Origin of the sequence: Streptomyces sp. VNUA24, from assembly GCF_029167005.1 — a bacterium.
Taxonomy (GTDB): domain Bacteria; phylum Actinomycetota; class Actinomycetes; order Streptomycetales; family Streptomycetaceae; genus Streptomyces; species Streptomyces scabiei.
The window spans coordinates 5,444,584-5,470,363 of sequence record NZ_CP119143.1; the positions used below are offsets into that span (position 1 = coordinate 5,444,584).

The 25,780-nt window shown below is 69.8% G+C and carries 17 protein-coding genes; 11 read left to right on the forward strand and 6 right to left on the reverse strand.

The features are described from left to right. Window positions 1-250: 250 nt before the first annotated feature. Window positions 251-787 (reverse strand): MarR family transcriptional regulator, encoded by a 537-nt coding sequence (locus PYR72_RS23195; RefSeq protein WP_275457096.1) that lies wholly within the window; start codon window positions 785-787, stop codon window positions 251-253. Between the two features lie 84 nt (window positions 788-871). Then, window positions 872-1,960 carry a PP2C family protein-serine/threonine phosphatase gene (locus PYR72_RS23200; RefSeq protein WP_275457097.1) on the reverse strand — a complete coding sequence of 363 codons (1,089 nt, stop codon included), beginning with the start codon at window positions 1,958-1,960 and terminating at the stop codon, window positions 872-874. Between the two features lie 178 nt (window positions 1,961-2,138). On the opposite strand from PYR72_RS23200, the gene PYR72_RS23205 reads away from it, so the two are divergent. After that, the gene (locus PYR72_RS23205) at window positions 2,139-2,657 is read left to right on the forward strand and encodes a nitroreductase family deazaflavin-dependent oxidoreductase (protein WP_152170462.1); all 519 of its coding nucleotides are present in this window, start codon (window positions 2,139-2,141) and stop codon (window positions 2,655-2,657) included. Between the two features lie 123 nt (window positions 2,658-2,780). Here the strand turns inward: PYR72_RS23205 and PYR72_RS23210 are convergent, their stop codons facing one another. Further along, entirely contained in the window at window positions 2,781-3,998 is a 1,218-nt protein-coding gene (locus PYR72_RS23210; protein ID WP_275457098.1) for a beta-propeller fold lactonase family protein, read from the reverse strand. Window positions 3,999-4,363: 365 nt separating this feature from the next. Between PYR72_RS23210 and PYR72_RS23215 the strand changes: the two genes are divergently transcribed. The 6 genes from PYR72_RS23215 to PYR72_RS23240 all read left to right on the forward strand — a co-directional run bounded on the left by PYR72_RS23215 (window position 4,364) and on the right by PYR72_RS23240 (window position 10,588). Further along, window positions 4,364-4,831 (forward strand): hypothetical protein, encoded by a 468-nt coding sequence (locus tag PYR72_RS23215; RefSeq protein ID WP_275457099.1) that lies wholly within the window; start codon window positions 4,364-4,366, stop codon window positions 4,829-4,831. Window positions 4,832-6,063: 1,232 nt separating this feature from the next. Continuing rightward, the gene (locus tag PYR72_RS23220; RefSeq protein WP_275460496.1) at window positions 6,064-6,453 is read left to right on the forward strand and encodes a DUF1775 domain-containing protein; all 390 of its coding nucleotides are present in this window, start codon (window positions 6,064-6,066) and stop codon (window positions 6,451-6,453) included. A 1-nt stretch (window position 6,454) separates the two neighbouring features. Next, window positions 6,455-8,314 (forward strand): copper resistance protein CopC, encoded by a 1,860-nt coding sequence (locus PYR72_RS23225; RefSeq protein WP_275457100.1) that lies wholly within the window; start codon window positions 6,455-6,457, stop codon window positions 8,312-8,314. Window positions 8,315-8,478: 164 nt separating this feature from the next. Next, window positions 8,479-9,246 (forward strand): hypothetical protein, encoded by a 768-nt coding sequence (locus PYR72_RS23230; protein ID WP_275457101.1) that lies wholly within the window; start codon window positions 8,479-8,481, stop codon window positions 9,244-9,246. 308 nt (window positions 9,247-9,554) lie between these two features. Further along, the gene (locus PYR72_RS23235; protein WP_275457102.1) at window positions 9,555-10,019 is read left to right on the forward strand and encodes a superoxide dismutase family protein; all 465 of its coding nucleotides are present in this window, start codon (window positions 9,555-9,557) and stop codon (window positions 10,017-10,019) included. Continuing rightward, complete coding sequence (locus PYR72_RS23240; protein ID WP_275457103.1) at window positions 9,998-10,588, forward strand: copper resistance protein CopC; 591 nt, start codon at window positions 9,998-10,000, stop codon at window positions 10,586-10,588. Before PYR72_RS23235 ends, PYR72_RS23240 begins: the two co-directional genes overlap by 22 nt. Window positions 10,589-10,688: 100 nt before the next feature. On the opposite strand, the gene PYR72_RS23245 is transcribed toward PYR72_RS23240, so the two are convergent. The 3 genes from PYR72_RS23245 to PYR72_RS23255 form a co-directional block, all read right to left on the reverse strand. Beyond that, on the reverse strand, window positions 10,689-11,015 hold the full coding sequence (locus PYR72_RS23245) for a hypothetical protein (protein ID WP_275457104.1): 327 nt from the start codon (window positions 11,013-11,015) through the stop codon (window positions 10,689-10,691). Between the two features lie 619 nt (window positions 11,016-11,634). Further along, complete coding sequence (locus tag PYR72_RS23250) at window positions 11,635-18,105, reverse strand: RHS repeat-associated core domain-containing protein (RefSeq protein ID WP_275457105.1); 6,471 nt, start codon at window positions 18,103-18,105, stop codon at window positions 11,635-11,637. 209 nt (window positions 18,106-18,314) lie between these two features. After that, the gene (locus PYR72_RS23255) at window positions 18,315-21,971 is read right to left on the reverse strand and encodes a LamG-like jellyroll fold domain-containing protein (protein WP_275460497.1); all 3,657 of its coding nucleotides are present in this window, start codon (window positions 21,969-21,971) and stop codon (window positions 18,315-18,317) included. A 356-nt stretch (window positions 21,972-22,327) separates the two neighbouring features. Here PYR72_RS23255 and PYR72_RS23260 point away from each other — a divergent pair, with 356 nt between their 5' ends. From PYR72_RS23260 to PYR72_RS23275, 4 genes are all read left to right on the forward strand, one after another. Next, window positions 22,328-23,020 carry a uracil-DNA glycosylase gene (locus tag PYR72_RS23260; RefSeq protein WP_275457106.1) on the forward strand — a complete coding sequence of 231 codons (693 nt, stop codon included), beginning with the start codon at window positions 22,328-22,330 and terminating at the stop codon, window positions 23,018-23,020. Window positions 23,021-23,214: 194 nt separating this feature from the next. After that, window positions 23,215-23,388, forward strand: a complete 174-nt coding sequence (locus tag PYR72_RS23265; protein WP_275457107.1) for a hypothetical protein — start codon at window positions 23,215-23,217, stop codon at window positions 23,386-23,388. 103 nt (window positions 23,389-23,491) lie between these two features. Beyond that, the gene (locus PYR72_RS23270) at window positions 23,492-23,887 is read left to right on the forward strand and encodes a hypothetical protein (RefSeq protein WP_275457108.1); all 396 of its coding nucleotides are present in this window, start codon (window positions 23,492-23,494) and stop codon (window positions 23,885-23,887) included. Between the two features lie 391 nt (window positions 23,888-24,278). After that, entirely contained in the window at window positions 24,279-25,259 is a 981-nt protein-coding gene (locus tag PYR72_RS23275; protein ID WP_152170451.1) for a TerC family protein, read from the forward strand. The last annotated feature ends 521 nt before the right edge of the window (window positions 25,260-25,780 follow it).

Consider the following 25,780-nt stretch of genomic DNA (forward strand, 5'->3'; position numbering starts at 1 on the left):
AAGGCCGTCGCATGGGCCACCAAACCCGTACGGCTGTCCGCCCGCGGTCGAGGTGGTCGACGCACCCGCCGCTCCTCCCCGGTCGTCGCCCGATGTCCGGAGCCGCACCGCCGGTGTGACGATCCAGGCCGTCACGGCACCCCCACAGCTCGCTTGCATTATGCAAAAGAATCAGGGGGAAGAACAGGCCGATCACGCCGCCCGAGGGTCGGAACCGACCGAACGCCCCGAGCCGTGGCCGTGGGTGCGGTCAGGCACCCCTGGGCACAACGGAGTCCACCCAACCCAGGGGAAACGGCTCCGTGTCGCCCCCCGCAGCCGGGGCGAGCGGCTCACCGCCGGCCTCGTTGAAGGCGGTGAGCGCGTCCACGAGGGCGGACCGCTGGCCCGGTGACAGGCGCTCGACGATCCCGGCGATCTCCGTCCTGCGGCGGCCGGTGACGTCCTCGACGGTGCGTCGCCCCTCCTCCGTGAGCTGGAGCACGGTCTCCCGGCGGTTGCCGGGATTGGTCTGCCGGTCGGCGAGCCCGGCGGCGATGAGCCGGTCGACCATGCGCATGGCGGTGGACGGCGCGACCTGAAGGAGGTCGGCGAGGGTGACCAGCTTGGTGGCCCCGTGCGTGGAGAGCACCACGAGCATGCGGAACTGGGGCAGCGTCAACCGCTCCTCCACCTCGGCGAGCGACCGGGCGGAGACGGCGACCAAGAGTCTCGACGCGGTGAGCACCGCACGGGTCACCACGTCGACATCGTCCATGCCCCCGGTCGGGGCCTCACTTTGCACCATGCGACCTTTCTACCGTGCCGCACCCACCGCCCGCTCAGCCCGCAGGAACAGATTTTCCCTTCCCATGACCCTTCCATGGTTCGCCTAAAGTACCCGCGTTCCCCGGACGCTCCCATGACCGTGATAGCGGAGCAGCAGCATGGCGGCGTCGTCGTGGGGCGGTCCCGCGGAGTGGTCTTGTACATCGCGACGCAGCGCGTCGAGCGCGGCATGCGCGTCGGAGTCCTTGAGCAGAGCAGCTCGTTCGGCAAGCGGATAGAAGTGCCCGTCCCCGTCCCGCGCCTCGGTGACACCGTCGGTGTACAGCAGTAACTGCTCGCCCGGGGCGAACCCCACGCGGTAGGGCCGCGGCCCGGCATGGCCGTGCGCACCCAGCCCCAGGGGCAGCGCGGGGGAGGATGGCTCAGGGAAGTCCGCGGTGCCGTCGTCCCGTATCAGCATCGGGGCCGGATGGCCGTAATTGAGCAGGACCGCCTCGTGGTCGGAGCCGATCTCGGCGAGGATCGCGGTGACGAACTTCTCACCCTCCAACTCCCGTTCCACGCTCCGCTCCAGCCGTTCCCCCAGCCCCACCAGGTCCGGTTCGTCGTGCGCCGCCTCACGGAACGCGCCGAGCACCACCGCGGCCGTCTCCACGGCGGCGAGCCCCTTGCCCTGCACGTCCCCCACGATCACCCGGATCCCGTGCGGCGAGGCGACCACCTCGTACAGATCGCCCCCGATCCGTGCCTCCGCCACGGCGGAGGTGTACGACACCGCCGCCTGCAGCGGTCCGGCCGTCAGCGGCACCGGCCGCAGCAGTACGTGCTGCGCCACCTCCGCGATCGAGCGCACACCGGCCAGTTCCGCTTCCCGCCGGGAGCGCATCACGGCCGCCGCGATCCCCGCGCCGGTGACACCCACGACGGACCCCAGCGCGGCGAATCCCCGGCGTTCCTCGAACAGCCCGTCGTAGATTCCGAGCCCGACGCACAGTACGAGCGCCGCCACACCCGTCAGCGCGGTGCGGCGCCAGCCGCCGACCAGTCCGGCGAAAGCGGGCCCCAGCGACACCAACGGCAACAGTCCGACCCCCGGTCCGACCACGACGTCCACGACGGTCACCACCGCCATGACCCCGCCCGGCATCCACGACAGCAACGTGGCGCTCTGTGGCGGCTTCTTCCCGGTCATGACGTACTCCAGCGGTGTGGCGAACCCCGGAGAGCCGCTCGATCCGGCACCCCCCTCACCTTTAGACTATGCAAGAGTCTGGTCGTGGACCGGCCCTCACCACGAGCCTTTACCCAATCGAGGCCCGGAGGCGACACCGGAACCGACCGGGATCGACCGGGACCGACGGAGAACGCTGATGACGACACACCAAGGCTCCGCCCCGCGCCGCCCCCGCCGGCCTGCAGGATGGCGGCGGGTGCCGCTGCGCCTGCCCGTCCTTCTCTTCAAGGCGGGGCTCGCGCCCCTCTTCGGCAAGAGGCTGCTCCTGCTGCACCACACCGGCCGGGTCAGCGGGCTCGATCGCCGCACGGTCCTGGAGGTGGTGGCATACGACAGCGAATGCGGCAGCTGGACCGTCGCGGCCGGGTTCGGCCCCGCGTCGGACTGGTACCAGAACCTCCGCCGACGGCCGCACACCGTCGTCCAGTTCGGCAACCGCCACCACACCGTCACCGCGCACTTCCTCCCGGCGGAGACCGGGGCGGAGATCATGGCGGACTACTCCCGCCGGCATCCACGGACGGCCCGCCGGCTGTGCGCGTTCATGGGCCTGCCCTCCGACGGAAGCGAGACCGCCTTCCTGACGGCCGGCAGCACCATCCCGTTCGTACGTCTCGATGCCTCGGACGGCTACCGCCAAGTTCCTGTCCCCTGAGGCGAGAAGCCACCGCACGCCGGTGACGGCGGGGCGGACCGGCCGTCGACCACCGCGCGGTCCGGCCGGCCGGCGCGCCCGGAGCCGTTCCGGGAGCGCCGCCCACCGCGGTGGCCGCTTTCCCTACACCGCGGTGATGCCCTCCATGCCGGACTCGGCGAAGGCGGGCAGTCCGGTGGCGGTGGTGACCTTGGTGAGCGAACCGTTCCGGCCGATACGGAAGCCGTCGACCGTGCCGGAGACGGCGTTCTGGACGTACAGGAACCTCTCGTCCTCGGTCACCGCCAGATCGATCACCCCCTGGGACCTGGGCGAGGGCGGCGTGGCGATGCCTACGTCGTTGGTCAGCGCGAGGCGGCCCTGTCGGTCCAAGCGGTAGCCGGTGACGGTGGAGTTGCCGGTGTTGCCCCCGTAGAAGAAGTCGCCCGCACGCTCCAGCCAGCACAGCGTGTCCTGGCCGTTCGGCAGCGGCTTCTGCACCAGTTCGAGGCGGGCGTCGGAGCGCACCCTGTACGCGCTGATGGTCGACTTCGCGGCCTCGGCCACCAGCATCCGCCCGGCCCTGTCGAAGGTGACTGCGAACGGCACCTCCCCGGCAGACCGGTTGACGACAGCCCGCTCGGCCGGGCGCCCGTCACGCCGCATCGGGAACACCTCGATGGTGTTCGCGGACTTGGTGGTGACGACGAGTTCACGGCCGCCGGGAGTGAACGCGACCTGCCCCGGCGAGCTGCTGAACAACGGCACCGTGTCGTTGTCCAGCCCCAGCGAACGCTGCGAGCCGCGCAGGGGCTTGAGTCCCCCAGCGGTGATCCGGAAGCCCTGGACGCCGCCCTCACCGCCGGCGTTCATGACGTAGGCCACCGATCCGTGCACCGCGATGGAGGCCGGGAAGTCGCCGCCCGAGTCGACCACGCGGCGGTCCGTCAGCTTCTGCCCCCGGACGCGGAACGAGGTCACCGTGCCGCTGCCCGCGTTGACCGCCAGCAGCAGCCCGGAGGCGTCGTCGTAGACGAGGGAGCCCTGGGAGGCGAGCGAGTCGGTGGGCGCGTCGACCTGGTCGCCGCCCTTGCCGCCGGTGGCGTAACGGCCGGCGGCGGTCAATTGGCCGTCGTCGCCGCGCTTGAAGGCGTGGATGGTGTTGCCGGCGAGTTCGTTGCCCTGAACGAACACCGCGTGGTCTGCCCCGGCCGACGCCGGTGAACCCGTGTACCGGCGCCCGGTCTCCCCCGCCGCCGCGACGGTCACGGTGGCCACGGCCGCGACGGTGGCGAGGACACCGGCTCCGGCGACCGTCAGTCGAACCTGTAACGAGGACCTGCGCCTGGTGTGCCTGCTCATCTCTGTGCTCCTCCTGCCCATCCGCCACCCCGGAACGGTGGCGGGCGAAGCCAGAGTTACCGATGGGACAGGGGTGGCTTGAGGGTTTCGACTTCCACGTCAGGGTCTTGTAAGAACCACCGGTGGCGATCTCATTTTGTACTGTGCAATGATCGAGCGGGGGCCGTCCGGCAGCCGGCTGCCACCCGGCACCCAGGAGTGACGACGGCAGATACCCGGTGGGGGGTCAGCGCGTCGGCAGCCGGACGCCCCCGCCAGCGGATCCGCCGCCGTGCCGGCACAGCCGAAGAACGGGAAGTGGGACAGTGGCCGCTCAACCGCCTTACGGCGGCGGGACACCGGACGGGGAAGACCGCACGCCGCCCGTGCCCGACGAGGTGTGGCAGCTGTTCCTCACCGACAGCGAACCCGCGATACGGCGGACAGCGCCCAGGGAGCTCTCCGCGCGGGAGCGCACGGCTCCAGCGCGGCCCCGGCACCTCCTCGATCCGCGCGAGTGGCCGGGGCACAAGGCGGAACCATCCCCCGTCCACGGCGCCTCGGTCTCGCCGTACGAGGCCGAGGCAGTGGGGGAACTCTGGCAGGCGGCAGACCCGTGGCCCGGCCCGCCCTGGCGCGACCTGGACGGCCGGGCGAGGCGCCACCGTGCGGGTCGCGTGCTCGGCGCGGCCGCCGCGATCACCGTGGTCCTCGGCCTCTTCGCCGTCCTGACGGCCCCAGGCAGCTCGTACGACGAGCAGGGCGACTCCATCTCCCAGCAGTCCGAGCAGGCCCCCACCAGGTGGCCCACCACCGCCGCGACTCCCAACGCCACGATCACGCCGCCCGGATGACACCTCGACTCTCCGCCGCCCGTCCGGCCTCGGGGTGAACAGGAGGGCCCCACAGCACCGTACTGGTCACATACGGCCCAGGCCGATCGCCGGGGAAGGAGGCATGGGTGTGGCAGGCGAGGCCGTGCCGCCGCCCCGTGGGCATCGCCCTTCTCCGTATCGGGCGGATCGGATGGATCTGACGGATCGGGCGGATCGGGCGGATCGGGCGGGTACCTGCGTGCGAGCCGCGGTGTTCGCCGTGGTCGGCAGCGTGCTGGCGGTGTCGGGCCACTACGCCGTGGCCGACGGAGTCACTCCATGGCGGCCGACCGCACTGCTCGTCCTCGCGCAGTTCGCCGTCGCCTGGCCCGCCGCCCGGCGTCGTTTCGCTCCTGTGGCGACGCTCGGCTGCACGCTCGGTGTCCAGGGGCTGCTGCATGTGTCCCCCGCCCTGGCGGCGGGCCCGGCCGGACCGGGTCAACTCGCCCTGGGCTCCCGTCCGCACGCCATGGTCGCCCCGTCGAGCGCATCCGGCTGGCATCAGGTGTCCGCCACCATGACGGCCGCCCATGTGCTCGCCGCGCTGACGGTGGCCTGGCTGCTGCACCGGGCCGACGCCACTCTCGCGATCGCCGTACGGTTCGCGCGAGCTGTGCGTGGCGTCGCGGGCTCCCTCGGCTCCCGGCTGTCGGCCGGCCTGACCGGCATCGGGCCGCGCCCTCTCCCCCACCTCGAACCGATCGAGCACCTCGCCCTTGTCGAGGCTCCACGGACACGGACTCTGGAACACCCGCTGGTGCGCAGAGGACCGCCGGGACACACGGCTGTCCCGGTTCGTCCCTCTCCCGGGCCGAGGCTTCGGCCTGCCCGGCCCCACCCGCAAGGAGCCTCCCCTGTCCCCGCACCGACCCGTCCGTACGGCACACCGCCCCGCCCTGGCCGTTGCCGCCGCGCTGACCACCGCCCTCATATCGCCCACTCCCGCGTCCGCCCACGCGGAGGTCGAGTCGTAACCCGCTCGGGCCCTGGCCGAGAACGTCACCCTCGCCTTCACCTCCGAGGCCGAGTCCGACACCTCGGGTTTCACCCACCTGCGTGTCGTCCTCCCGGCCGGCATCGCACCCGGTGACATCACGCTCGCCGACGCGCCCGAGGGGTGGAAGCTCAAGCGGGTCGCCGACGGCTACACCGTCGCGGGGCCCGCCCTGGACACCGGAGTCGACGCCGAACACAGCGTCAGGGTCCGTCGGCTGCCCGATGCCGAACAGCTCGTGTTCAAGACCGTCGAGACCTACGACGACGGCAGGATCTCCCGCTGGGTCGAACTCCCGGGCGGCGACGTGGAGCCGGAACAACCCGCCCCCGCACTGGACTTGCGGCCGGCCTCCTCGGACACGTCATCCTCCGCCTCCGGCCCGTCCGCCGGCGCCGTGCCCGAGCCGACGTCCACGGCCTCGGCCTCGACCGGCGCCGCGTCCGCCGGGACGGAGGAGACGGCCGCTGAACAGGAAGACTCGGGGCCCGTCGGCCTGTTCGTCGGCTCCGCTGTCGCCGTCCTGCTCGCCCTGGGTGGTGGCGCATGGTGGTTGGTCACACGCCGGAGGCCCCGCGACGCGGGCCGAGCCGTCCAGGAGGCGTGACGTGGAACGACGACTGCGGGAACGACGGCTGACGCAGCAGGGCGGGCGTGGGGGCAGGGCGCTGCTGCTGGTGGTCGCCGTACTCGCCGGTGTCCTGCTGGGCAGCGCCGCGCCCGCCTCGGCGCACGCGGTGCTGACCGACAGCGATCCGCGCGAGGGCGCGGTGCTGAAGACGGCGCCCGAACACGTCACGGTCTCCTTCAACGAATCCGTCGCCCTCAGAGAGGACTCCGTCCGCGTCCTCGACCCCGAGAGCCGCCCGGTGACCGCGGGCGATCCCGAGCACGCGGACGGCGGAGCGAACACCGCGCGTGTGCCACTGACCGACGGGCTGGAGGAGGGCACGTACACGGTCTCCTGGCGGGTGCTCTCCGAGGACGGCCACGCCATCTCCGGTGCCTTCACCTTCGCCGTCGGCGCACCCTCGCAGACACGCGCCGAGACCTCTGCGGAGACGGCTGTCGACCCGTCCGTCGAGGTGCTGTACGGCATCGGCCGGTACGTCGCCTACGGCGGCCTGGCCCTGCTGATCGGCACCGCCGTGTTCGTCCTCGTCTGCCGGCCCGGAGCCACGGCCGCGCGGGTCGTGCGTGGGCCGTTTCTGGCTGGATGGTGGGCGCTGGCGCTGTCGACGGCCGCGCTGCTGCTCCTGCGCGGACCGTACGGGAGCGGGGACGGGCCGGCCGCTGTGTTCGACCCCCGGCTGCTGTGGAGCACTGCGGGCAGCCGCCCCGGCGTCGCGCTGCTGGTCCGCCTGGCCTTGCTGCTCCTGGTGGCCCTGCTCCTGACACGCGGCCGGTCCGAGTGGCGGGCCGACCGCCGTACGGCCGTCGTGGGCACCACCCTCTCCGTCGCTCTGGCCGCGACCTGGGCGGCGGCGGAGCACGCCTCCACGGGGATCCAGGTGCCGGTGGCGATGACCTCCTCCGTGCTGCACCTGCTCGCCATGAGCGTATGGCTCGGCGGGCTGGCCGCGCTGCTGCTCACTCTCTACCGCACGCCCGCCCGCGACTCGCTCCCGTCCGCCGCCGTAGGCCGGTTCTCGCGGCTCGCACTCGGTGCGGTGGCCGTGCTGGCGGCCACCGGCGTCTACCAGTCCTGGCGCGGGCTCGGCTCGTGGGAGGCGTTCACCACGCCCTACGGCAGGACGCTCGCCCTGAAGACCGGGGCGGTGATCCTCATGGTGCTGGCGGCGTCGTACTCCCGGAGCTGGGCCGAGCGGCTGTCGCGCGTGCCCCGCGGGGAACCGGTGCCGGTCGCGGTGGGTGGCGACGACCGGGCCCCGCTGTCGGTGCCGGCGACCGGGGTGGACCCCGGACCCGGCGTCGGTCCCGGACCGGACGACGCCACCGGAACCGACGGGACCGGCGCCGACCCTGAGTCCCGGCGGCGCGGCCTGCGCAGGTCCGTGCTCGCGGAGGTGGTGATCGGCGTCGTCGTACTCGCTCTCACGACCGTGCTGACGGGCAGCCGGCCGGGGCGGGCCGCCACCGAGGCCGCCGCTGCCTCCGGGCAGCCGGTGGTGAACCTGAGCGTGGTCCCGTTCGACACCGGGGCTCCCGCCGGACGCGGCCGGGTGCAGATCACCCTGGAGCCGGGCCGGGTCGGCCGGAACGTCGTCGAGGCCGTGGTCTTCGGTGCCGACGGCGGTCTGATCGCCATCCCCGAACTGCGCCTCACCTTCACCCGGTCCGCGCGGCACGTCGGCCCGCTCGACGCCGAACTCGTCGACCAGAGCGGCTACTGGGGCAGCGACACCCTCGCGCTCCCGTTCCCCGGCACCTGGACGATGCGAGCCACCGTCCGTGTCTCCGACATCGACCAGGTCACCGTCGAGAAGAAGGTGACCATCGCCCCGTGAGACCGGGCGGGGGCCACCGGACCGGAGCGCGGTCCCCGAAACGCACCCCCACCTGAACGCTCGCGTCCGGCGGCCCGTAAGAGACGGGAAGCCAGCCAGCACCAAGGAGTTGCCCGATGCCCCGGATGCACCACCTCGGCGGTGGAGCGGGTCGGGAGTGCCGCGTGACGCGCGACGTCGAAGGAACCGTCGGCGTCCTGCGCCCGGTAAAGGCAGCCGTGTTCGCGGCCGTGTGCGTCGTGGCCACCGCACTCGGGCATGCGCTGATCTCCGGCGACACTCTGCCCTGGTGGGCGATGGGTGTCGCGTTCACCGGAACCGCCTCGGGCGCGTGGTGGCTGACCGGCCGGGAACGCGGTGCCACGACGGTCGTGGGCGCCACGGTCGTGGCGCAGGGCCTGCTGCACCTGCTGTTCAGCCTTTCCCCCAAGCTCACACCGACGTCGAACGCGGCGGTGGGTGGACCGGGAAAGGTGGGCGTCCGCTCCGGCACGAGCCACGGAGTGGACATCTCCCACTCCGGCATGGCCATGCACCACACCGGAGCCCATTCCGAGGCGATGGGGACGCCCGCGGACGAGTCGCTGTGGTCCGCCGCGACGCATGGCGGCTCCCTCGGGATGCTGCTGGCGCATCTGGTGGCCGCCGTCGCGTGCGGAGTATGGCTGTGGCGGGGTGAGGCCGCCGTCCATCGGATCGCCCGGGCTCTGGCCGCCGTCGTGTTCGCGCCGCTGCGCCGGATCTGCCGGGTGCTCCTCCGTACGGCGGCCCGGCACGAGGTTCCGTCTCGCGGGGCCCTCGTCGGCGACGAGGAGAGCCGTCGGCCCGTCACCGCCGCGCTGAGACACGCCGTCGTCCGCAGGGGACCACCGCGGGAACGCATGCCATTGAGCCGCCCGTCTCCCGCCCCACCACTCGCCGCAGGGCCCTGAAACGCCCGATCCGGTGACATTCGGTCGTGGCCGGAGACAGGCGAGCGGTCGGCGTGCCCCTACGCGCGTCGGCCCGTCCTGTCCACGCACCGCAACCGGGAGTTCACCCCATGAGCCACCGCACAACGCCCTCAGCCGCTACACGCCGCCGTCCACGCACCCGTCTCGCCGTCGCCTGCCTCACCGTCACCTCCACTGCCGCCCTGCTGTCGGGTTGCGGGGGCGAATCCTCCGAGAGGACAACGAACACCGCAGCCGGCGCGACGACGTCCGCGTCCCCGTCCAAGAGCACGGACGAGATGTCCGGCATGGATGGCATGAAGGACATGAAGGACATGGCGATGGGTGACCCGTCGGCCACCCTCGCCGACAAGATCCCCGACGCCGACGTGGTGAAGGGCGCCTTCGAACTGCTCGACACCCGCCCGCCGGGCATGGACGACGTCAAGGGCTCCGCGTGGCTGGCGCAGGGCCCGAAGGGCACCACGGTCACGGTGTCCCTGAGCGGTCTGAAGCCGGGGGGCACCTACATGTCGCACCTGCACGCTCAGTCGTGCTCGGCGAAGAACGGCGGCGACCACTTCCAGTTCGAGAAGGGCGGTGCGACGACGCCACCGAACGAGGTGCACCTGATGTTCACCGCCGACAAGTCGGGCATGGGAATGACGACGGTGAACAACGACAGGAAGACGGGCGAGGACGCCAAGGCGATCGTCGTCCACCCCTCCGAGGCACAGGACAACCGGATCGCATGCGCGGACTTCGAGTTCTGAGGGCGACGACGGTCCTGTCGGGCTGCCTGGGCGTGCTGCTGTTCCTCGGCGGCACGCCCGCCCGCGCCCACACCGCGCTGGAGGAGGCGTCACCTGGGCCGGGGGACACGGTCGGCCCTGGTGCCGAGGTCGTCTCGCTGACCTTCGGCCGGCTGAAGTCCGGCACCACACCGAAGATCGGACTGGTCGGCCCCGACGGCACCACCGTGCCCGTCGGCAAGCCGGTCGTGGCCGACGGCTCCGTCACCTGCGCAGCGGTCACGGGCCTGCCCACCGGCGTCAACACCCTCACGTACACCATCACCTCCGCCGACGGAGACACCCAGAGCAGCGCCTTCCAGTTCGAGGTCGCGAAGGGCGCCGCGACAGCCAAGGCCGCGACAGCCTGCCAACAGCTGAGCCTTCAGCCACCCGACACGGGTTCGGACACGGGCACGGGTACGGACACCGTCGAGGACGAAGCGTTCCTCGGACTCGGCCGCACCACGGCCCTGGCCCTCCTCGCGGGGGCGGTCGTCGTGATCGCGGGCGCGGGCTTCCTGGTCGTGCGCACACGGCGCGGAACGTGAACCACAACCACCGGACAGGGCCAGGACAGACGTAGGGACCGGACCGAATGCGAGGCGTGCCGCAGACTGTCGCGGCACGTCTCGCCCGCCATCCAAGCCCCTACCCGAGCATCGATCCGAGCATCGATCCGAGCATCGATCCGAGCGGGAACGACGTCGCGCCCCAGCCAACTCCCACCAGGACCGCGAAGATCCCCACCAGCCGGAAGGTCCCGACAGTGGCGCGTCCAGGACTCATGAAATCGGCGAAGAAGGCATGGAGGCGACCGGCAGCACGCCCGAAGTCCCCGATGAGGCATACACCGAGGACGATCAAAAGGCTTCCGAAGATCAGCCCGAGCAGCTCCGTACCTCCCTCGATGTCACCGGTCGACCCATGCGCCACTCCACTCCACGCCCTGCTCACGTCGGCCCAGCCGAAGGTCATCCGAACCGCCTCGACTCCCGTGGGCGGCAACCCGACCAGGCATGGCCGTCAGGTCGGCATCACATCTACCGTCGCTTTCTCGTGCGCGTGCGCACCCTGCATCCTGCATCCTGCATCCTCAGGATGCCGATTTCGGGCGGACCTCTGAGTTCGGACGGTTGAAGAGGATGACGCAGCCCGCGGTGACGAGGAATCCCACCGCCGTCCCGAATGAAAGAAAGGTGAAGGTTTCCATGAAGAAACCGGCGACCGCAGGATTGCACCATGCGCGGCACCGCTAGGACGCCAGACCGCTCACGAATGACCAAGTCGAAACGACACCTATGAGTGCCCCGACGACCCTGATGACGAGCGGGCTGAAGCCTGGACCGGGGGCGAAGGGCCCGCGATTGGTGAAGAAATAGTAGATTCTATAGGCGGCGTCGCGAATGTTGAGGGCGAGACAGAAGCCGAGAACGCCCAGAATTCCCTTCCACGCCAGATAAAGGAAGCCCAAAGCCCCCTCGGGGCCAGCTGCGAATATCATGCTTCCCGGCATTGCCTCTCCAGCGGTGCGAAGTGAGTAAATGTGCTGAGACTGCCGCGCCGTAGTCTACAACAGCGGCGCGGCAGCGAGTTCCTACCAGAACTTCAGGAAATCCCCCACTTCCCCGAATACCGTTCCCGCGCTGGCGATCCTCGTGTTTCCGGCACCGAAATTGCCGCCGAGGCCACCGAAAGCGCCGGCGGATGTCGTCACACTGTGGACGATGTCACCGCGACTGTTCCTGGTTCCGAAAGTTCCGCGGTGGCTCAGCGAGAAGGGGCCGGCGCTTCCGCCGATACCTGCCGACTCACCTCTGACCTGATCGATCGAGTCCGCATTGCTCCAGACCAGACCGGCGGTGACACCGATGGAGGCTTCCCCACCCGACTGGTCCTCCTCCACCCAGGCGAAAGCGTATTCGTCACCCACCCGCATGAAGCACCCGGAGTATTCCACGCCCGCGCCGAACATCGCGCTGCCGCTCACGCACAGGCCGGATGTACTGCTGTACGACATGACGTAGTCGTAACCGTCCTTGACGTCCTCCCAGGAGGGCACCCAGCCGGTGGCTTTTTCGAACCAGTTCTTGTTGGCCTCGGCCTTCGGCTTGGGGCCGGGGTTGGGCGGAGGCACGACCTTGAGCCAGCCCGTGGGAGGCGGTGTCGACGGCAGGGTGATGCCCCGACGGCCCGGGATGCCGCCGAGGCCGGTGGGCTTCATGCCCTTCACCAGCGTGGGCCGCCCTCCACAGCGGCAAGCCCGCACGGGACCCTCACCGCTGCCACTGCTGGTCTTCTTCTTGCCGCTGCTGACCGGGATGCCACCGCGGCACGTGATGCCGTACTTCTGCGGCTCTCTGCACTCGGGGACGCCGAGGCCCGACGGGTCGGCGAGCGTCGACGGGTTCTGGACGGCGTAGCTGTAGCCGTTGAGGGTCTGCCCCACGCCGGTCTGCAGGAGCGGGTCGACGCTGATGAACTGGCCGAGCTCGGGGTCGTACTGACGGGCGTCGACATGGGTGAGACCGGTGCCGGTATCGGTGGTCTTGCCGAGGAAGCCCTTGTCGTCGGGCCAGGCGGCTCCGGTGATGTCGCCTCTCGGCGCCCCGAAGGGCGTCGTGTAGCGCCGGGAGAACTCCTGGCTCGTGGCGTCGATGGCGAGGGTGGCCGTGCCGTGCTGGTCGGTGACGAGGTAGCTGAGCTCGTTGGCGCCGCTCTCGTTGGAGCGGACGGCGACGGTCAGGCTGCCCGAGCCGTAGTGGCGCTGGGCCCAGGTGCTGCCGTCCGCCCGCAGGTGCAGCTCGGTGGCCCCCACGTACAGGACGCGCTCGCCGCCCTCCGTGGAACGGATCAGGAGCGTGCCGTCGGCCCCGTACAGATAGTCGGTCGTCTTGCCGCTCTCGGTCAGGGTCGCCAGCCTGCCCTCGTCGGACCAGTCGAGGTCCTGGGTCGCGATACCGTCCGGTCGGCTGGTGGTGTTGCCGGTGCTGTCGAACTCGTAGGACCGGTCCGGGGCGGTGCAGTCGGCCTTCGTGCTGGTGCCTGTCAGGGCGTGGGGCTGGTCCACCTTTTCGTAGCAGTAGGTCGTGGTGGTGTCGCCGGTGGAGGTGTGTTCGGTCTCCTTGGTGCGCTGACCGGCGTCGTTGTAGCCGTAGCTGGTCCAGTACGCGGACCGGCCGCCCAGGCTGCTCGCGCTGCGGGCGTCGGAGCACTTCTGCGAGGCGGGTGTCCACGCCTCGGTCAGGCGCCGGTGCCCGTCGTGGGCGAAGCACTGGGTCTCCGCCGGTGTGGTGCCGCCCAGCGTGCTGGTGTCGGCGACGGAGGTGACGTTCCCCGCCTGGTCATAGGTGTAGGCGAGGTTCTGCAGCTTGTACGGGTGGGTCTGGTCCGTGACATGGCTGCCCAGGAGCCGCCCGGTCCCCTCCTCCCAGGTGTTGGTGACGTACGCCTTCTTGTGTTCCTCGGTGTTCGCGGTGCCGAGCACGAGCTGCCGGGCCTGGCCGAGGGCTGAGTAGTCGGCGTCGAGGAGGTAGCCGGTGCTGCCTCCGATGGAGCTGACCTGGCCGGTGCCGGTGTAGCTGTAGTCGACGATCTCGGAGGGCAGTCCGCCGAGCGCGGGCTCCTTGCTGTTCTGCAGCGTGCCGTCGATGTTGTAGTTGTTCTCGAATTCGAGGGTGGCCGGTGCGCCCGCCGCGATGAGCGGGTCGGTGCCCGGCAGGGACAGCTCGGTGGCGGTGGGCCGGGACAGGCTGTCGTAGGCGGTGACGGTCCTCGTGTACGCCTTGCCGGTCTTGCCGCCGACGTAGCGGGTGCTCGCGTCGGGCAGGCCCTTGAGCAAGGAGTCGTAGGTAAGGGCGGTCAGTTGGTTCGCGTCGGTCTTCGAACCGGTCCAGGTGCCGGTGACCCGGCCGATCGCGTCGTATCCGGAGAGGACTGCGCGGCCGAAGGAGTCGGTGGTGCTGACGAGCCGGTCGAGACTGTCGTACTCCAGCTCGGTCAGACCCTTGTCCGGGTCGTCGGCGCTGGTCTTGCGGCCGAACAGGTCGTAGCCGTAAGCCCATGTGGCCCCGTCGGGGCCGGTGACCTGGGACTGCTGGCCGTCGAGTGTGTACTGGAACGTGGTGGACTTGTACGAGGCGGTGCCCGAGCCGCCGCCGAACTGCGGGTCGGCCGGGCTGCTGCCCGCGTACTCGCGGGTCTCGACGGTCTGTTCGCGGGCGTCGACGAAGGTGCGGGTCGCCGAGCCGCCCTGGACAGCGGTGGTGGCGGTGGAGTCACCGGTGTGGCTGGTGGTCGTGGACCACCTCTTCACCCCGTACGAGTAGAGGGTGTTGGTCGTGATCCGTTCCGCGCCGTCGTAGACCGTCTCGATCTGCCTGGGTGCCTCGCCGTACTCCTCGCGCGTGTAGGTGCCCTTGGGAGTCGAGGTGCTGTCGAAGATGTCCTCGTACGTCTCGTAGGCCAGGCCCCGGCTGTCGTAACGGGTGTCGGTGAGCACCTGCCCGCCGAGCGGGGTGGGGGTCTGGGTCTGCAGCGGGCGCATCATCGAGTCGTACAGCTCGTAACCCGTGTTGTACGTCTCGCCGTCCTTCTTCAGCTTCGACGTGGACACCCAGGACGGTTCGCTGCTGCTGATCCGGTACGTGAAGGTGGTGTTCGCGCTGTAGCCGGCGGCCTTGTTGCGGTTGGGTTCCCAGACAGCGGTGAGTCGGCCGAGGGCGTCGTAGGTGGTCTCGGTCTTCTTCAGGTTGGCGTCGTAGACCCGCAGGGGCTGGCCGTGCCGGTGGTCCAGGAAGCTGGTGACCTTGTGGGTCATGGGATTGGTGACGATCGTCTTCGTCAGAGGGCCCGCGGAGACCGGGGTGTAGGCGGTGTTGGTGGTCTCGCCGGCGGCGTCGGTGACGCCGACGGGGCGGCCGAGAGTGTCGTACGTGGTGGCCGTGATCCTCTGCCAGCCCGAGGCCGCGCGCAGCCCGTCCGTACTCGCCGTGGTTCCGTATCCCGTGGCGCGGCCGGTCCAGGTCGCCGCCCCCTTGGTGGGAGTCTGGGTGGCAGACCATGCGGTGGCCGAGGGGTTGTCGTAGACGGTGGCGGTGTCGGACAGCACGTCGCCGCGCGTCCTGGAGTTCGCGGGCAGGTTCAGGCTCGTGTCCGCCACCGAGCAGGACTGGCCGATGGTACGGCTGCGGGAGACCAGCTCGCTGATGCCGGCTTCGGCGTTGCGGGCGTACCAGGTGCGGGTGCAGGTCTGGTCGCCGCCCTTGCCGACCTCACCGGAGTCGTCGACGGTCACCGGCATGCCGTGGTCGTCGTAGGTGGTGGTGAGCGCGCGGGCGCGCCAGGTCTTCGCCGCGGTCAGATACGCGTGGGTGGTGGACTTCTCCGTACGGACGAAGCGGGCCACGTGGTCGGCGGCGTCGGAGGGGGCGCTCTGGCGCGCGGTCTCCTTCGACCAGGGGTCGTTGACCTCGACGGTGATGGGGGTCGAGCCGTCGTAGGTGACGTGTTCGCGCCGCATGCCGGAGTACTGGTCGCTGTCGGTGACGCTCGCCACGCCGATCGACGGGGAGGACAGCGGGGCGAGGGAGACGGAGCGTGTGGTGCCGTCCTTCTTCTTGTCGCCGTGCATGCCCTGGAAGTAGAGCGAGACCGTCTTGGAGCGGGTCGTCTCCACGGCGCCTGTGTGGACGGTGACCTGGCGGTAGCCGCGCCAGCCGGACCAGGTGCGCTCGGCCTTGGGGGTGAAGGGGTCGTCGGTGTGGTGCCAGGCGGCGCCGCTGTAGTCGTACGCGTACTCGACGGCGTCGTTGTGGCCCGCCGGGTCCGATACGACGACGGCCTCGACCCGGTACTTGTGGAACCAGTCCACCGACGGCTCACTGGCGCCGTTGATGTTCCAGTACTTCGGGTAGCAGGAGCGGGTGTTGGTGTCCTCGGCCGCGCCCAGGACCTCACTGCGCACGCACTCCGGTGAGGACAGCGTGACGGTGGTGATCGAGCCGGTCTCCGAGGTGACGGTGGAGATCCGGGGCCGGGTCAGGGGCAGGATGTCGTCGGTGCCGTCGACCCGGTTCTCCCGCCACTGGTAGGTGAACGAGATCGGGTTGAGGGCGATGGCCGTGTCGCCGGCCTTGCCGGTCCGCTTGATGGACTTCAGGGTCAGGACGTGGTCGGATGTGTCGCCGATGTCGCCGCCGTCGAGGTACTCCTGCGTGAAGTCCCAGGAGTCCACCGGGTCGTAGGCGCTGGTCGCGGCGTTCCACGAGAAGGTGTCGACGCCGGTGAGACGCTTGCGAGAGAAGAACGAGGGCCCGTTGGCCAGACAGTCGTCGTCGCCGTCGGTGCAGAGGGCGTCGAAGGGGACGTCGGGCCAGTTCTTGGCGGTGTCCTTGGTCAACGAGGAGCAGTCCGAGGCGGTGCACCGCTCGGCGTGGGAGAAGGTGACCTTGGCGTCGGCGTCGTCGGTGAACAGCGCGCCCTTGCGCAGGCCGTACTTGATCTCCTTGAGGTAACCGCCGCGCGTGTAGGAGGCATTGGCGGTGGTGGCCTTGTTCTTCTTGTAGTGGTTGGTCTCCTTGGCATACCAGTACGTGGAGGCGTTGCCGTGGGTGTCCTCGACGTAGTCCAGGTTCCAGCGCCACGCCTGGGTGACGGCGCGGTCGGCGAAGGCGTCGCCGTGGCCGTAGCCGGGGTCGCCGGAGTCGTCGCCGAAGACGGGCACAGTCCAAGTGGAGTTGGTGCGCTGATCGGCGGCGCCGGCGAGCTTGTTCATGCCGAAGACGTACTTGGTGCCGTCGCCGGTGATGACGGTCCAGTGCTCGCCGTTGTCGTCGCCGTTGTCGGCGTCGATGGACCGGGTCACGATCGAGGCGTCGTCGTTCTCCAGGCGCCAGGTGCTCTCCCAGGTGCCGGAGACCTTCACCAGCCGTGTGGACCTGCCGTTGAGGACCAGTTGGGCGTTGTCGTACTTCCAGCAGTGGTCGAAGACGTCCTCGTGGCCGTCGTCGTCGCAGGAGCCGTAGCCGCGCTCGATGTAGGACTCGGTCAGACCGAAGCCCTCACCGACCGCGCTGCCCTGGTTGTTGGTGGTGGCGATACGGCCGTCGACGCTGCCCGAGTCGTACGACAGGGACAGCTCCGGCTCCGGGCCGGCCGCTGCGGACGGCATGTTGAAGTCGTAATTCCAGCTGAAAGAACCGGAGTTGTCGCCCGCCGTCCAGGAGGAGGACTCCGAGAGTTCCGTGGCCGAGTAGTCACCGGCGCCCGAGGGGGACTCGCCCGCACCGGGGTCGGCCGCGGTCACCGCGAACACGGTGGCGTCGGCCGTCGCGGCAGTGGCCAATTGCGTCGAGAGGCCCTCGTCGGTGGCGGTCAGCGGGACGGAGGCGGTGACGGTGCGGTCCGCGACGTCGTTGTCGGACGCGAGGGGGGTGGCGGTGCGGCACGCCGCCTTCTCGGGTGTGTCGAGCACACAGGCGGGCAGGCGTACGAGGCGCAGTCTGGAGGACCAGCCGCCGCCGACGGCCGAGGCGAAGCCGCTGTAGTCGACGGCGATCTCGGCCCGTCCGGCGTGGTCGGCCTCGGCGGTCAGCAGGACGCCGGTGATCCCTGCCTGCTGGGCTGCCTTCTGGCCGAGCACGGTGATCCGGGCCGTGGTGCCGTCCTCGACACCCTGTTTTCCGTCAGCCGGTGCGATGGTGACGGGAAGGCCCCCCGGCTTCGCCTGTGCGGTCTTGCCGGTGTCCAGGTCGAGGACCGCGTCACCCTGCCGCGGCCAGGCCGACTGCTGTTCGGCGCGGGCCTGCCGGGCGCGTTCGGCGTCGGCCTTCTTCTCCTTGGCAACCTTCGCACGGGCCTTCTTGGCGCCGGGCCCGTCGACCTGCCTGACCTTGCTCACCCGTTGTTCGGGGACATCCGGCCGGCCGAGTCCCTTGCCGGCGGCCTGCGCTACCGGGGTGAGGCCGGTCGGAACGACGAGCGAGAGGGCCAGGGTCGCGACGATCGCTCCGACGCGACGTCTTCTCCCGCCGCGCACTCTTTCTGATGTGCCTATGCCAAAAGTCATGGTTGTTGGACCACCCCGTTGTTCCGAGCCGTGATAGCTGACAAGTGGCATGCCGGTGACCGGTGCTGCACCGGTGACAGGTCATGAGCTGGCCGGGTGGTGCGACGCCGCCGTTGCAGCGCCGCACCACTCCTTGCGCGCGGATCGGTCCGCACGTATCGGTCGGTCCGCGTGGATCGGTTCACGCCGACCGGATCACGCGGATCAGATCAGTCGCCCACGCGGACTTGGACCTGCTCCGGGCTCGCCATCGCCCCCGCCCACAGGCGGACTTCGGAGATGCGAGCGGGTAGGTAGTGCTTCCAGGCTCCGCTGGTGAAGCCCTTGCCTATGGCGAAGTCCCCGCTGCCCAGCTGGACGGTGAACGCCTTCGCGTCACCGTTCTGTCCATAGCCCAGATAGAGGCTGATCGTGCCGAACACCGAGTCGTAGATGCCGGTCAGCCGTACCGGACTGTCCAGGGCGGCCACTTCGTCGGAGACCACTGAAGAGAAGGTGCCGTCCGCGTTCAGGCGACCGAAGTGCCAGACGCCGACCGGCTTCGTGACCTCCTCCAGTGTCTCCTCGTCGAGCACGGTGTCCTTGCCGGTCAGCTCGTACCAGAGGCCCCAGGCCGAGCCGTCCGCCGTCCGCTGGCCCAGGACCTGGCCGGTGTATCCGACGTCCCTGCTCACCAGTTTCGCTGAGTCCAGTTCGACGAGCGTGGACACGGTGAAGGGTGCGTGGTCATAGACCAGCGGGCCCGGGGCCGTGGCCGCGTCGTCGACTCCGTCCAGGACGACGGCCTCATCGCTGATGGCAGCGCCACCGGCCAGAGTCAGGCTCCTGCCGTAGCCGGACGTGGTGTCCGCCACCGTCGTTCCGCTCCCCCTCGCCGCGTTCCAGTCGGCCACCAACTCGACGCCGGCGAAGTTCTCCGAGATCAACAGCTTCGTCTCGTCCGCGACCTCCTCGTGGGTCAGGACCCGCTGCCAGACGGCGACTTCGTCGATCGAGCCGGGGAAGTGGTACGTGGAGTTGCCGCTGGGGAACTTGTAACGGCCGAACTGCAGCCCTCCGGTGGACTCCCAGGAACCCGCGCCGGTCGCCAGGGGCTGACTCTGCCGACGGCCGTCGACGTAGAAGATCAGCTCCTCCGTGGCCGGGTCGTAGCTGCCGGCCAGATGGGTCCACACGCCCGTCTGGGCGGCGTAGACGGAGTACTTCCCGCGAAGGGTGGAGCCGTCCTGGTCGAGCACACCGAAGAACCACTGCTTCACATCAGCGAGGTACCACAGGACGAACGTGTTGCCCTGTCCCCCCGGCTGTGCGAGCACGGAGGCGTTCTTGCCGCCCTCGTCCAGTCGCGCCCAGGCCGAGACCGTGTAGGCAGAGCGGGTCTCCAGCACCGGCGCGCTGGTCTCGGCGTAGGCGGTGGTCCCGTTCAGCGACAGTCCCCTGTCCGTGACGGCCTCCTCCAGCGGCTGCCCCTCGCTGTCGTGCGTGACCAGCCCGCGCCGACCGCGGTCGTCACGCACCGCGCCCCCGGCCAGCGTCGCGTTGTCGGCGCCGTCGGCGGTGGCGGAGTCCACCGCGGTGCCGTCCGGCTCGTCGAAGTGCCAGCGGCCCACCGGCCCTTCACCGGCGGCCACGAGGAAGTCCACCACGTTCTGCGCGCCCCAGCGGCCCACGCTGTCCTTCGCCCGCACATACACGCTGTACGTGCCCGAGCTGTTGGGCGTGATGTCCTTCGACACCGTCGATCCGTTGACGGGCGTCGACCAGGCGTCCGCGGTGGACAGCTTGTACTGGTAGGCGACGTTGGAGTCACCGGTGGCCGGACCGAAGGTGAAGGTGGCCTTCTGGCCGGGACCACCACCGGCCGGGCATGCCGTGTCGGTGCAGACGGAATAGGGGCTGCCGACGGTGATCTTCGGGGCCTTGGGCGCCGTCGGGTCGACCTTGAAGTAGCACCAGCCGCTCGTCGAGGCGTTCGACGGCCCCGCGAGATAGCTGCCACCGCTGTTGTAGTACGAGCGCACCCAGGCCCGGTACCGGTAGAGCTTCCCCTCGCTCAGCGTGGACCAGGACTTGGTCAGTTTCACACCGTCGCCGACGTACCCGCTCGACGGGGCGAGGTCGCCGTTGCCCGCCGTGGTGTCCGACCAGGTGCCGTCGCTGTTCTTGTGATCCATGTCGAGGGCGACACGCAACTGGGCGTCCTTCTCACCGCCGGACGCGGTCTGCGCCGTCGCCGTCAGGGCCGGGGTGGGATCGGAGACGACCGCCGGGTCCGACTCGGCCGTCTCGCACACCGTGCCCGATCCGGTCACCAGACCGATACCAGTGGGCTTGGCGGGCAGACCGACGAAGTCGACCGCCAGCACGGCGTCGTTCTTGAACCGCTTCCAGGCCGCCGTGTCCGTCTCGTCCTTGGCCTTGAGCATCAGCGTGAGCCGCGAGAACTTGCCCGCCGCGAAGCTCCGTACCGTCGAGGTGAGGTTCTCGTCCGTCTCCTCGGGGTTGTCGTTGAACTCGATCGGCGCGTCCGGCGAGTCGGGGTCGCACAGCGATCCCCGGCCGGCCGACACGTGCCGGTCGCCCATCAGGTCCAGGTGCTTGGGCCGCGAGGACCAGGTGGTCGACGAGGAGATGTTGTTCGTGCGGACCAGGTCCACCCAGCGCGGGTCGCACTGGAACGCCCACGGCTCGGTCACCCGGAACGTGGCGTCGAGGACGTGCTTGCCCTTCAGACTGGCCGGTGAGAACTCGAAGTACAGCCGCTGCACATACCCGGGGCCGCAGTAGTAGCCACCCCACGATTCGCACTCGCCGACCCCCTTGCCGAGGCCGTCGTCACCGTTGCCCCAGCCGTACGACTCGTAGCCGTCGCTGCGCAGCAGCGTGCGCTCCGACTCGCCCCAGGTCACCGTGGGGTCGATGAACAGCGGGAAGGCCGACTCCTTGGTGCCGGTGAGCATGCCGCTGTCCGGGATCACCGACAGCGTGTCGTCGGTGAGCTTCACATCCATCGTGGCGACCTTGTCGCCGGCCCGGGGTTCGGAGTCTTCGGTGGGCGAGGCACCGGGCTCGGCCTGATCCGATTCCTGCGATGCCTCGGAGCCCGCGATGTCCGTGAAGCGCGCGGCCTTGTCGCTCTCCTCGGTGTCCAGGGCCACCGTCCGCACGGACATCGGCCGACTTCCCGATACGGCGTCGGCGGAATCCGCCCCGGCCGAGTCCCACATCTGCGCGCGTGGCGCGCGGAACACCCGGTTGCCGTCGTCGTCGACCGCGGTGAGGTTGCCGGTCTTGCCCTTCACGACGTCCAGACCGGTCGTCTTCAGCGCGTAGTCGATCCGCTTGAGGTCGTCCGAAGTGGCGGCCTCGGGCGACTTGACCACCAGGACGTGCCGGAAGCCCTCCGCCGTCGCGGTGACTCGCAAGTCGACGCCCGGCAGCACCTCCGGGTACAGCGCGTCGGCACCGTCCAACTCGGGTTCGGGAAGCTTGCCAGGCCAGCTGAGCCCCAGAGACCGGCCTCGGTCGGAGATCTTCACCAGTGGGTCGGAGGTCCCGCCTCCGGAGAACTCCATCTCCACCGCGGCTGCTTTCGGCGCCACAGTCCCGTCGCCGCGGACCTCCAGCGTCGCGTCGGGCGCGATCCAACCCCCACCAGGCGCGGACACCCGCACCGGAACCGCCGACTCCTCCAACGTGAAGCTGAAACCATCGGGGTTGGCATAGACGGTCGTACGTTCCGTCCGCTCGCCGACGACCTCGACACGCTCGCCCGACTTCTTGGCCTCGACGAGGGCCTTCTGTCCCTCCGACAAGGCGGGTTCCGCCGCCGCATCGGCCGCCGCCGTTCCCGGCAACGGACCCATCGTTGCGAGCAGCGCGAGCATCACCGCCCCGGTCACACCCGGAACCAGCCCCCGTGTCCGTCTTCCCCGTCTTCCAGGCACGCCTCTGACATGTATCCCCCGTCTCACAGCCACATCCCGCCCCGGCTTCCGCCGCTCGAAGTTGACTATTCGATGGATCAACCTTTGCCTAGTGCCACGCTTCGGAAACTCCCGTGATGAAGATGTGACTTACGGTGTGCCAGTGGCATGTGGAGCGCTCAGCGTGCCGGAGCACGCAGGACAACGACAGGCGGGTTGTGCGGCTGGGGGAAGGACAGCGGAGCGGCTGCCGACCGTGGCCGTGCTGTCACACGTGCCTGGCACACTGCGGAACCATGACCTCGCACGATCGTTTTCGCACCACGGCCCCCCGAACCCTGCGGGATCCCGACGCACTGAGTGCCCGGGTGCTCGCCGTCAGGACGGAGCCCGCGGTACGCCCCCTGAACGACTGGGTGGAGAGACTGCGCGAGCGGCTCGGCGACGGCGAGTCCGTGCCGTGGTTCGACCCCGCTTCCGGCGGCACCGAGGCCCGGAGCCTCTTTCTCCTTGAGGCACCGGGCCAGAAGTCCATGGGGGCCGAAGCGCCCCTGAGACGCACCGGCAGCGGCATCATCTCCGTCGACAACGACGACCCGACGGCGCAGAACTGCTGGACGCTGCGCACCGAAGCGGGTCTGCCGTACCAGGAGTCCCTGCACTGGAACATCGTGCCCTGGTATCTGGGCACCGCGGACCGCATCGCCGCCCCCGGACGGACGGAGATACAACGCGCGGCACCCTTCCTGCACGAGGTGATCTCCATGCTGCCCAAGCTGGAGGTGGTCGTGCCGATGGGCCGCAAGGCGCAGGCCGGCTGGGCGGCTTACCAGGAGCGATACGCGCCGACGGTCCACACGCTGACGACCTGGCACCCGAGCCCCCGGGTGTTCGCTTCCCGTCCCGCGGCCCGCCAGGAGATCCTGGACGTCCTACGCCGAGCGGCAGACCTGCTCGACATCGACGGCCGACCCACCGACGGCGGCTGACGGCTGCCCTGCCCCGGTGCCGGCACAGCGACTCCGACGCGGATGGTGGCGGATCTCCCGTCACTGCCCGGATCTTCCTGCCGTCGGTGACAAGGTGCGCTCGACGGTCTATACGGGCCATCCGATTCCGAGGGGGGATTGTGCGGCGTAAAACAGCACTTCAGCAATGGGCGGAGAAGAATCCCAAACGAGCCTTGGCGCTGTGGGCATCGGTGGTCACCATCGCCGTGCTCGGCTCCATCGGTTACACCTCCGACGAAACGGGTTCCGACACGCCGACGGACCGCGAGGAGTGCGAGCAGGCGTACAGCCAGGTCGGTGACGGAACCGTCGACTGGAGTGGCGTATGCGCCTACGAGCACCCATGAACCGCTGCTCCACGGCGCGGGTGCGGCAGCCCTCGCGCGACAGAGCCATGTGAGATGCCGGGTTTGCTGGAGGACTGGTCGACGACCTGGAGGGAAGTACGGCATGAGGGGAAACCGACGCGCGTTACGCCTGCTGGAAGCAGTGTGCGCGGTCATCGCGGTGCTCTACGCGACGCTCTTGGTGGTGGCCACCAACCACGACGCCTTGCTGATCACCTACAAGAACGGCGACCTCACCCCGACGATCGCGGTCTTCACTGCGGCGTGCGCCGGTTGGTGGGGGCTGCGCCTGGTGCGCTCCCCGCGACGTCTGCCCGCAGTGCTCGTCGGCGGTGCCTGCGCCGTCGGTCTGGTGGCCGTGCTGTGGTCGACAAACCACCCCACAGTGGATGAGAAGCATGTCACACCTGTTCCGAGCACCGGAGGCTCGACGTCGCAGCCCTCCGCCGACGCTCCGGGCACGGCTCCCCTCCCAGCATCGCCGACCGCTGGGCCGTGACCATCCCGCTCTGAAGCCCGCGACCACCGCACCAGTGGCCGAGGGCTTCGCCATGACGACCGTGACGACCGCGGGCTCGTCCCGCACAGCCTTGTCGACACCCGCAGCGCGGGGCAGGCGCACGGCAGCTCTCGGTCGCGCAGCCGCTGCAGCCCGCCGACTGAAGTCGAACGGCACGCCGGACAGGACTCGACGAGACAGAGCGGGCCACTGTCGGGAAGGGCAGGCGGCGATCACCGGGCGGAGACGCCCCTGAGCGACGGACCGGATCCGGGAGCGCCCTCCCGGCCCGCCGAGGCAGTCGCGTGGGCCAGGCCGGAGCGACAAACACCCTCAGGTGACCCACACTCGAAAGTGGTCTTCCGGTCGATCGCGCAGAGGGGGCGGATCCGTGCATGACGTGCCGTTCTGGCTGTGGATCGTGTTCGCCGTCACCGTGCTGGTGTCGTTGGCGGTGGACCTGCTCGCGCACCGGGAGGCGCACGTCATCGGCTTCCGTGAGGCCACCGCGTGGAGCGGGGTCTGGGTGGGCCTGGCGATCCTGTTCGGCGCTGTCGTCTTCCTCGTGGTGGGCACGACCGCCGGTGTCGAGTACACGACCGCGTGGCTGCTGGAGAAGAGCCTGTCGGTCGACAACCTCTTCGTCTTCGCGCTGATCTTCGGCTACTTCAAAGTGCCGCGCGCCTACCAGCACCGAGTGCTGTTCCTCGGAGTTCTCGGCGCGCTGGTCTTCCGGGGGATCTTTCTCGCGGCCGGTGTCGCTGTGGTCAGCCGCTTCACCGCCGTCCTGTTCGTGTTCGCCGCCGTCCTCTTCTACAGCACGTACAAGATCCTCAGAGAGGAGGAGGACAGCTTCGACCCCGGCCGAAGCCTCGCCGTCCGTCTCCTGCGCAAGGTCGTCCCCGTCCGGGACGACTACGCGGGCAACCGGTTCTTCGTCAGGGAGGCAGGACGACGAGTAGCCACCCCGCTGCTCGCCGTCGTCGCCGCGATCGAGGCGGCCGACCTCGTCTTCGCCGTCGACAGCGTCCCCGCCGTGCTGGCCGTCAGCAGCGACGTCTTCATCGTCTACACCAGCAACGCCTTCGCCATCCTCGGTCTGCGCGCCCTCTACTTCATGCTCGCTGGCCTGCTCGACCGGTTCCACTACCTCAGCAAGGGCCTCGCGCTCATCCTCGCGTTCATCGGCGTCAAGCTGGTCCTCCAGGCGTCCCACGAGACGATCAGCACCGCCGTCCCCGAGGTCCCCTCCTTGCTCAGTCTGGCCGTGATCGCCACCGTCCTGGCCACTTCCGTGGCGCTCAGTGTGCTGCGGCCTCCGTCGACACCCTCCGCGAAGCCTGAACACCAAGAAAATCCCAAAGAGAACTAAATGTGACGTAAAATATGACTATGGGAAGCGAAAGGCAGCGTGAATCCACGCCGGCACCCGGACCGCCGAAGCGGCTCTGCCACGCGTGCGAACACCCCGTGCACTCCGAGGTGAAGCGACACAAGACCATGGGCATCTACGTCCCCGTATGGGCGGAGGGCCCTTGTCGCAACCCGCTCTGCGAGCGATACGTACGCCCGCCGGCCGGAACAGAGCACCGAGCCACCGACGACACCGGCCCCTGAGCGGCTCCTGGGCCCGGGTTCGACCGCGCGCCTACTGATCCGCGCGGCAGAGCGCGCCGAACCGCCGCCGCAGCAGCAGCGGGTATGCGGACCGTTCGCGCCGTGATGCGGGGGCGGGTGTCAGGTCTCCGACGCGGAGGGCGGGCTCTCAGCGCCGTAGCAGATACCGCACACGAGCCTGCGCGCCGAGGGCTCATGGGTGGCCTTCCCCACGCCGACCAACTGCCGGATCTCCCTGTGTTCCGCGCGTACATGCTCCCTGCACAGGGCAGCACC

Bases quoted from the DNA above. Each gene is read 5' to 3' on its own strand.
- PYR72_RS23195 (WP_275457096.1), bottom strand. From the start codon at position 787: ATGGTGCAAAGTGAGGCCCCGACCGGGGGCATGGACGATGTCGACGTG.
- PYR72_RS23200 (WP_275457097.1), bottom strand. From the start codon at position 1,960: ATGACCGGGAAGAAGCCGCCACAGAGCGCCACGTTGCTGTCGTGGATG.
- PYR72_RS23205 (WP_152170462.1), top strand. From the start codon at position 2,139: ATGACGACACACCAAGGCTCCGCCCCGCGCCGCCCCCGCCGGCCTGCA.
- PYR72_RS23210 (WP_275457098.1), bottom strand. From the start codon at position 3,998: ATGAGCAGGCACACCAGGCGCAGGTCCTCGTTACAGGTTCGACTGACG.
- PYR72_RS23235 (WP_275457102.1), top strand. From the start codon at position 9,555: ATGGATGGCATGAAGGACATGAAGGACATGGCGATGGGTGACCCGTCG.
- PYR72_RS23240 (WP_275457103.1), top strand. From the start codon at position 9,998: ATGCGCGGACTTCGAGTTCTGAGGGCGACGACGGTCCTGTCGGGCTGC.
- PYR72_RS23245 (WP_275457104.1), bottom strand. From the start codon at position 11,015: ATGACCTTCGGCTGGGCCGACGTGAGCAGGGCGTGGAGTGGAGTGGCG.
- PYR72_RS23250 (WP_275457105.1), bottom strand. From the start codon at position 18,105: ATGACTTTTGGCATAGGCACATCAGAAAGAGTGCGCGGCGGGAGAAGA.
- PYR72_RS23255 (WP_275460497.1), bottom strand. From the start codon at position 21,971: ATGGGTCCGTTGCCGGGAACGGCGGCGGCCGATGCGGCGGCGGAACCC.
- PYR72_RS23260 (WP_275457106.1), top strand. From the start codon at position 22,328: ATGACCTCGCACGATCGTTTTCGCACCACGGCCCCCCGAACCCTGCGG.
- PYR72_RS23270 (WP_275457108.1), top strand. From the start codon at position 23,492: ATGAGGGGAAACCGACGCGCGTTACGCCTGCTGGAAGCAGTGTGCGCG.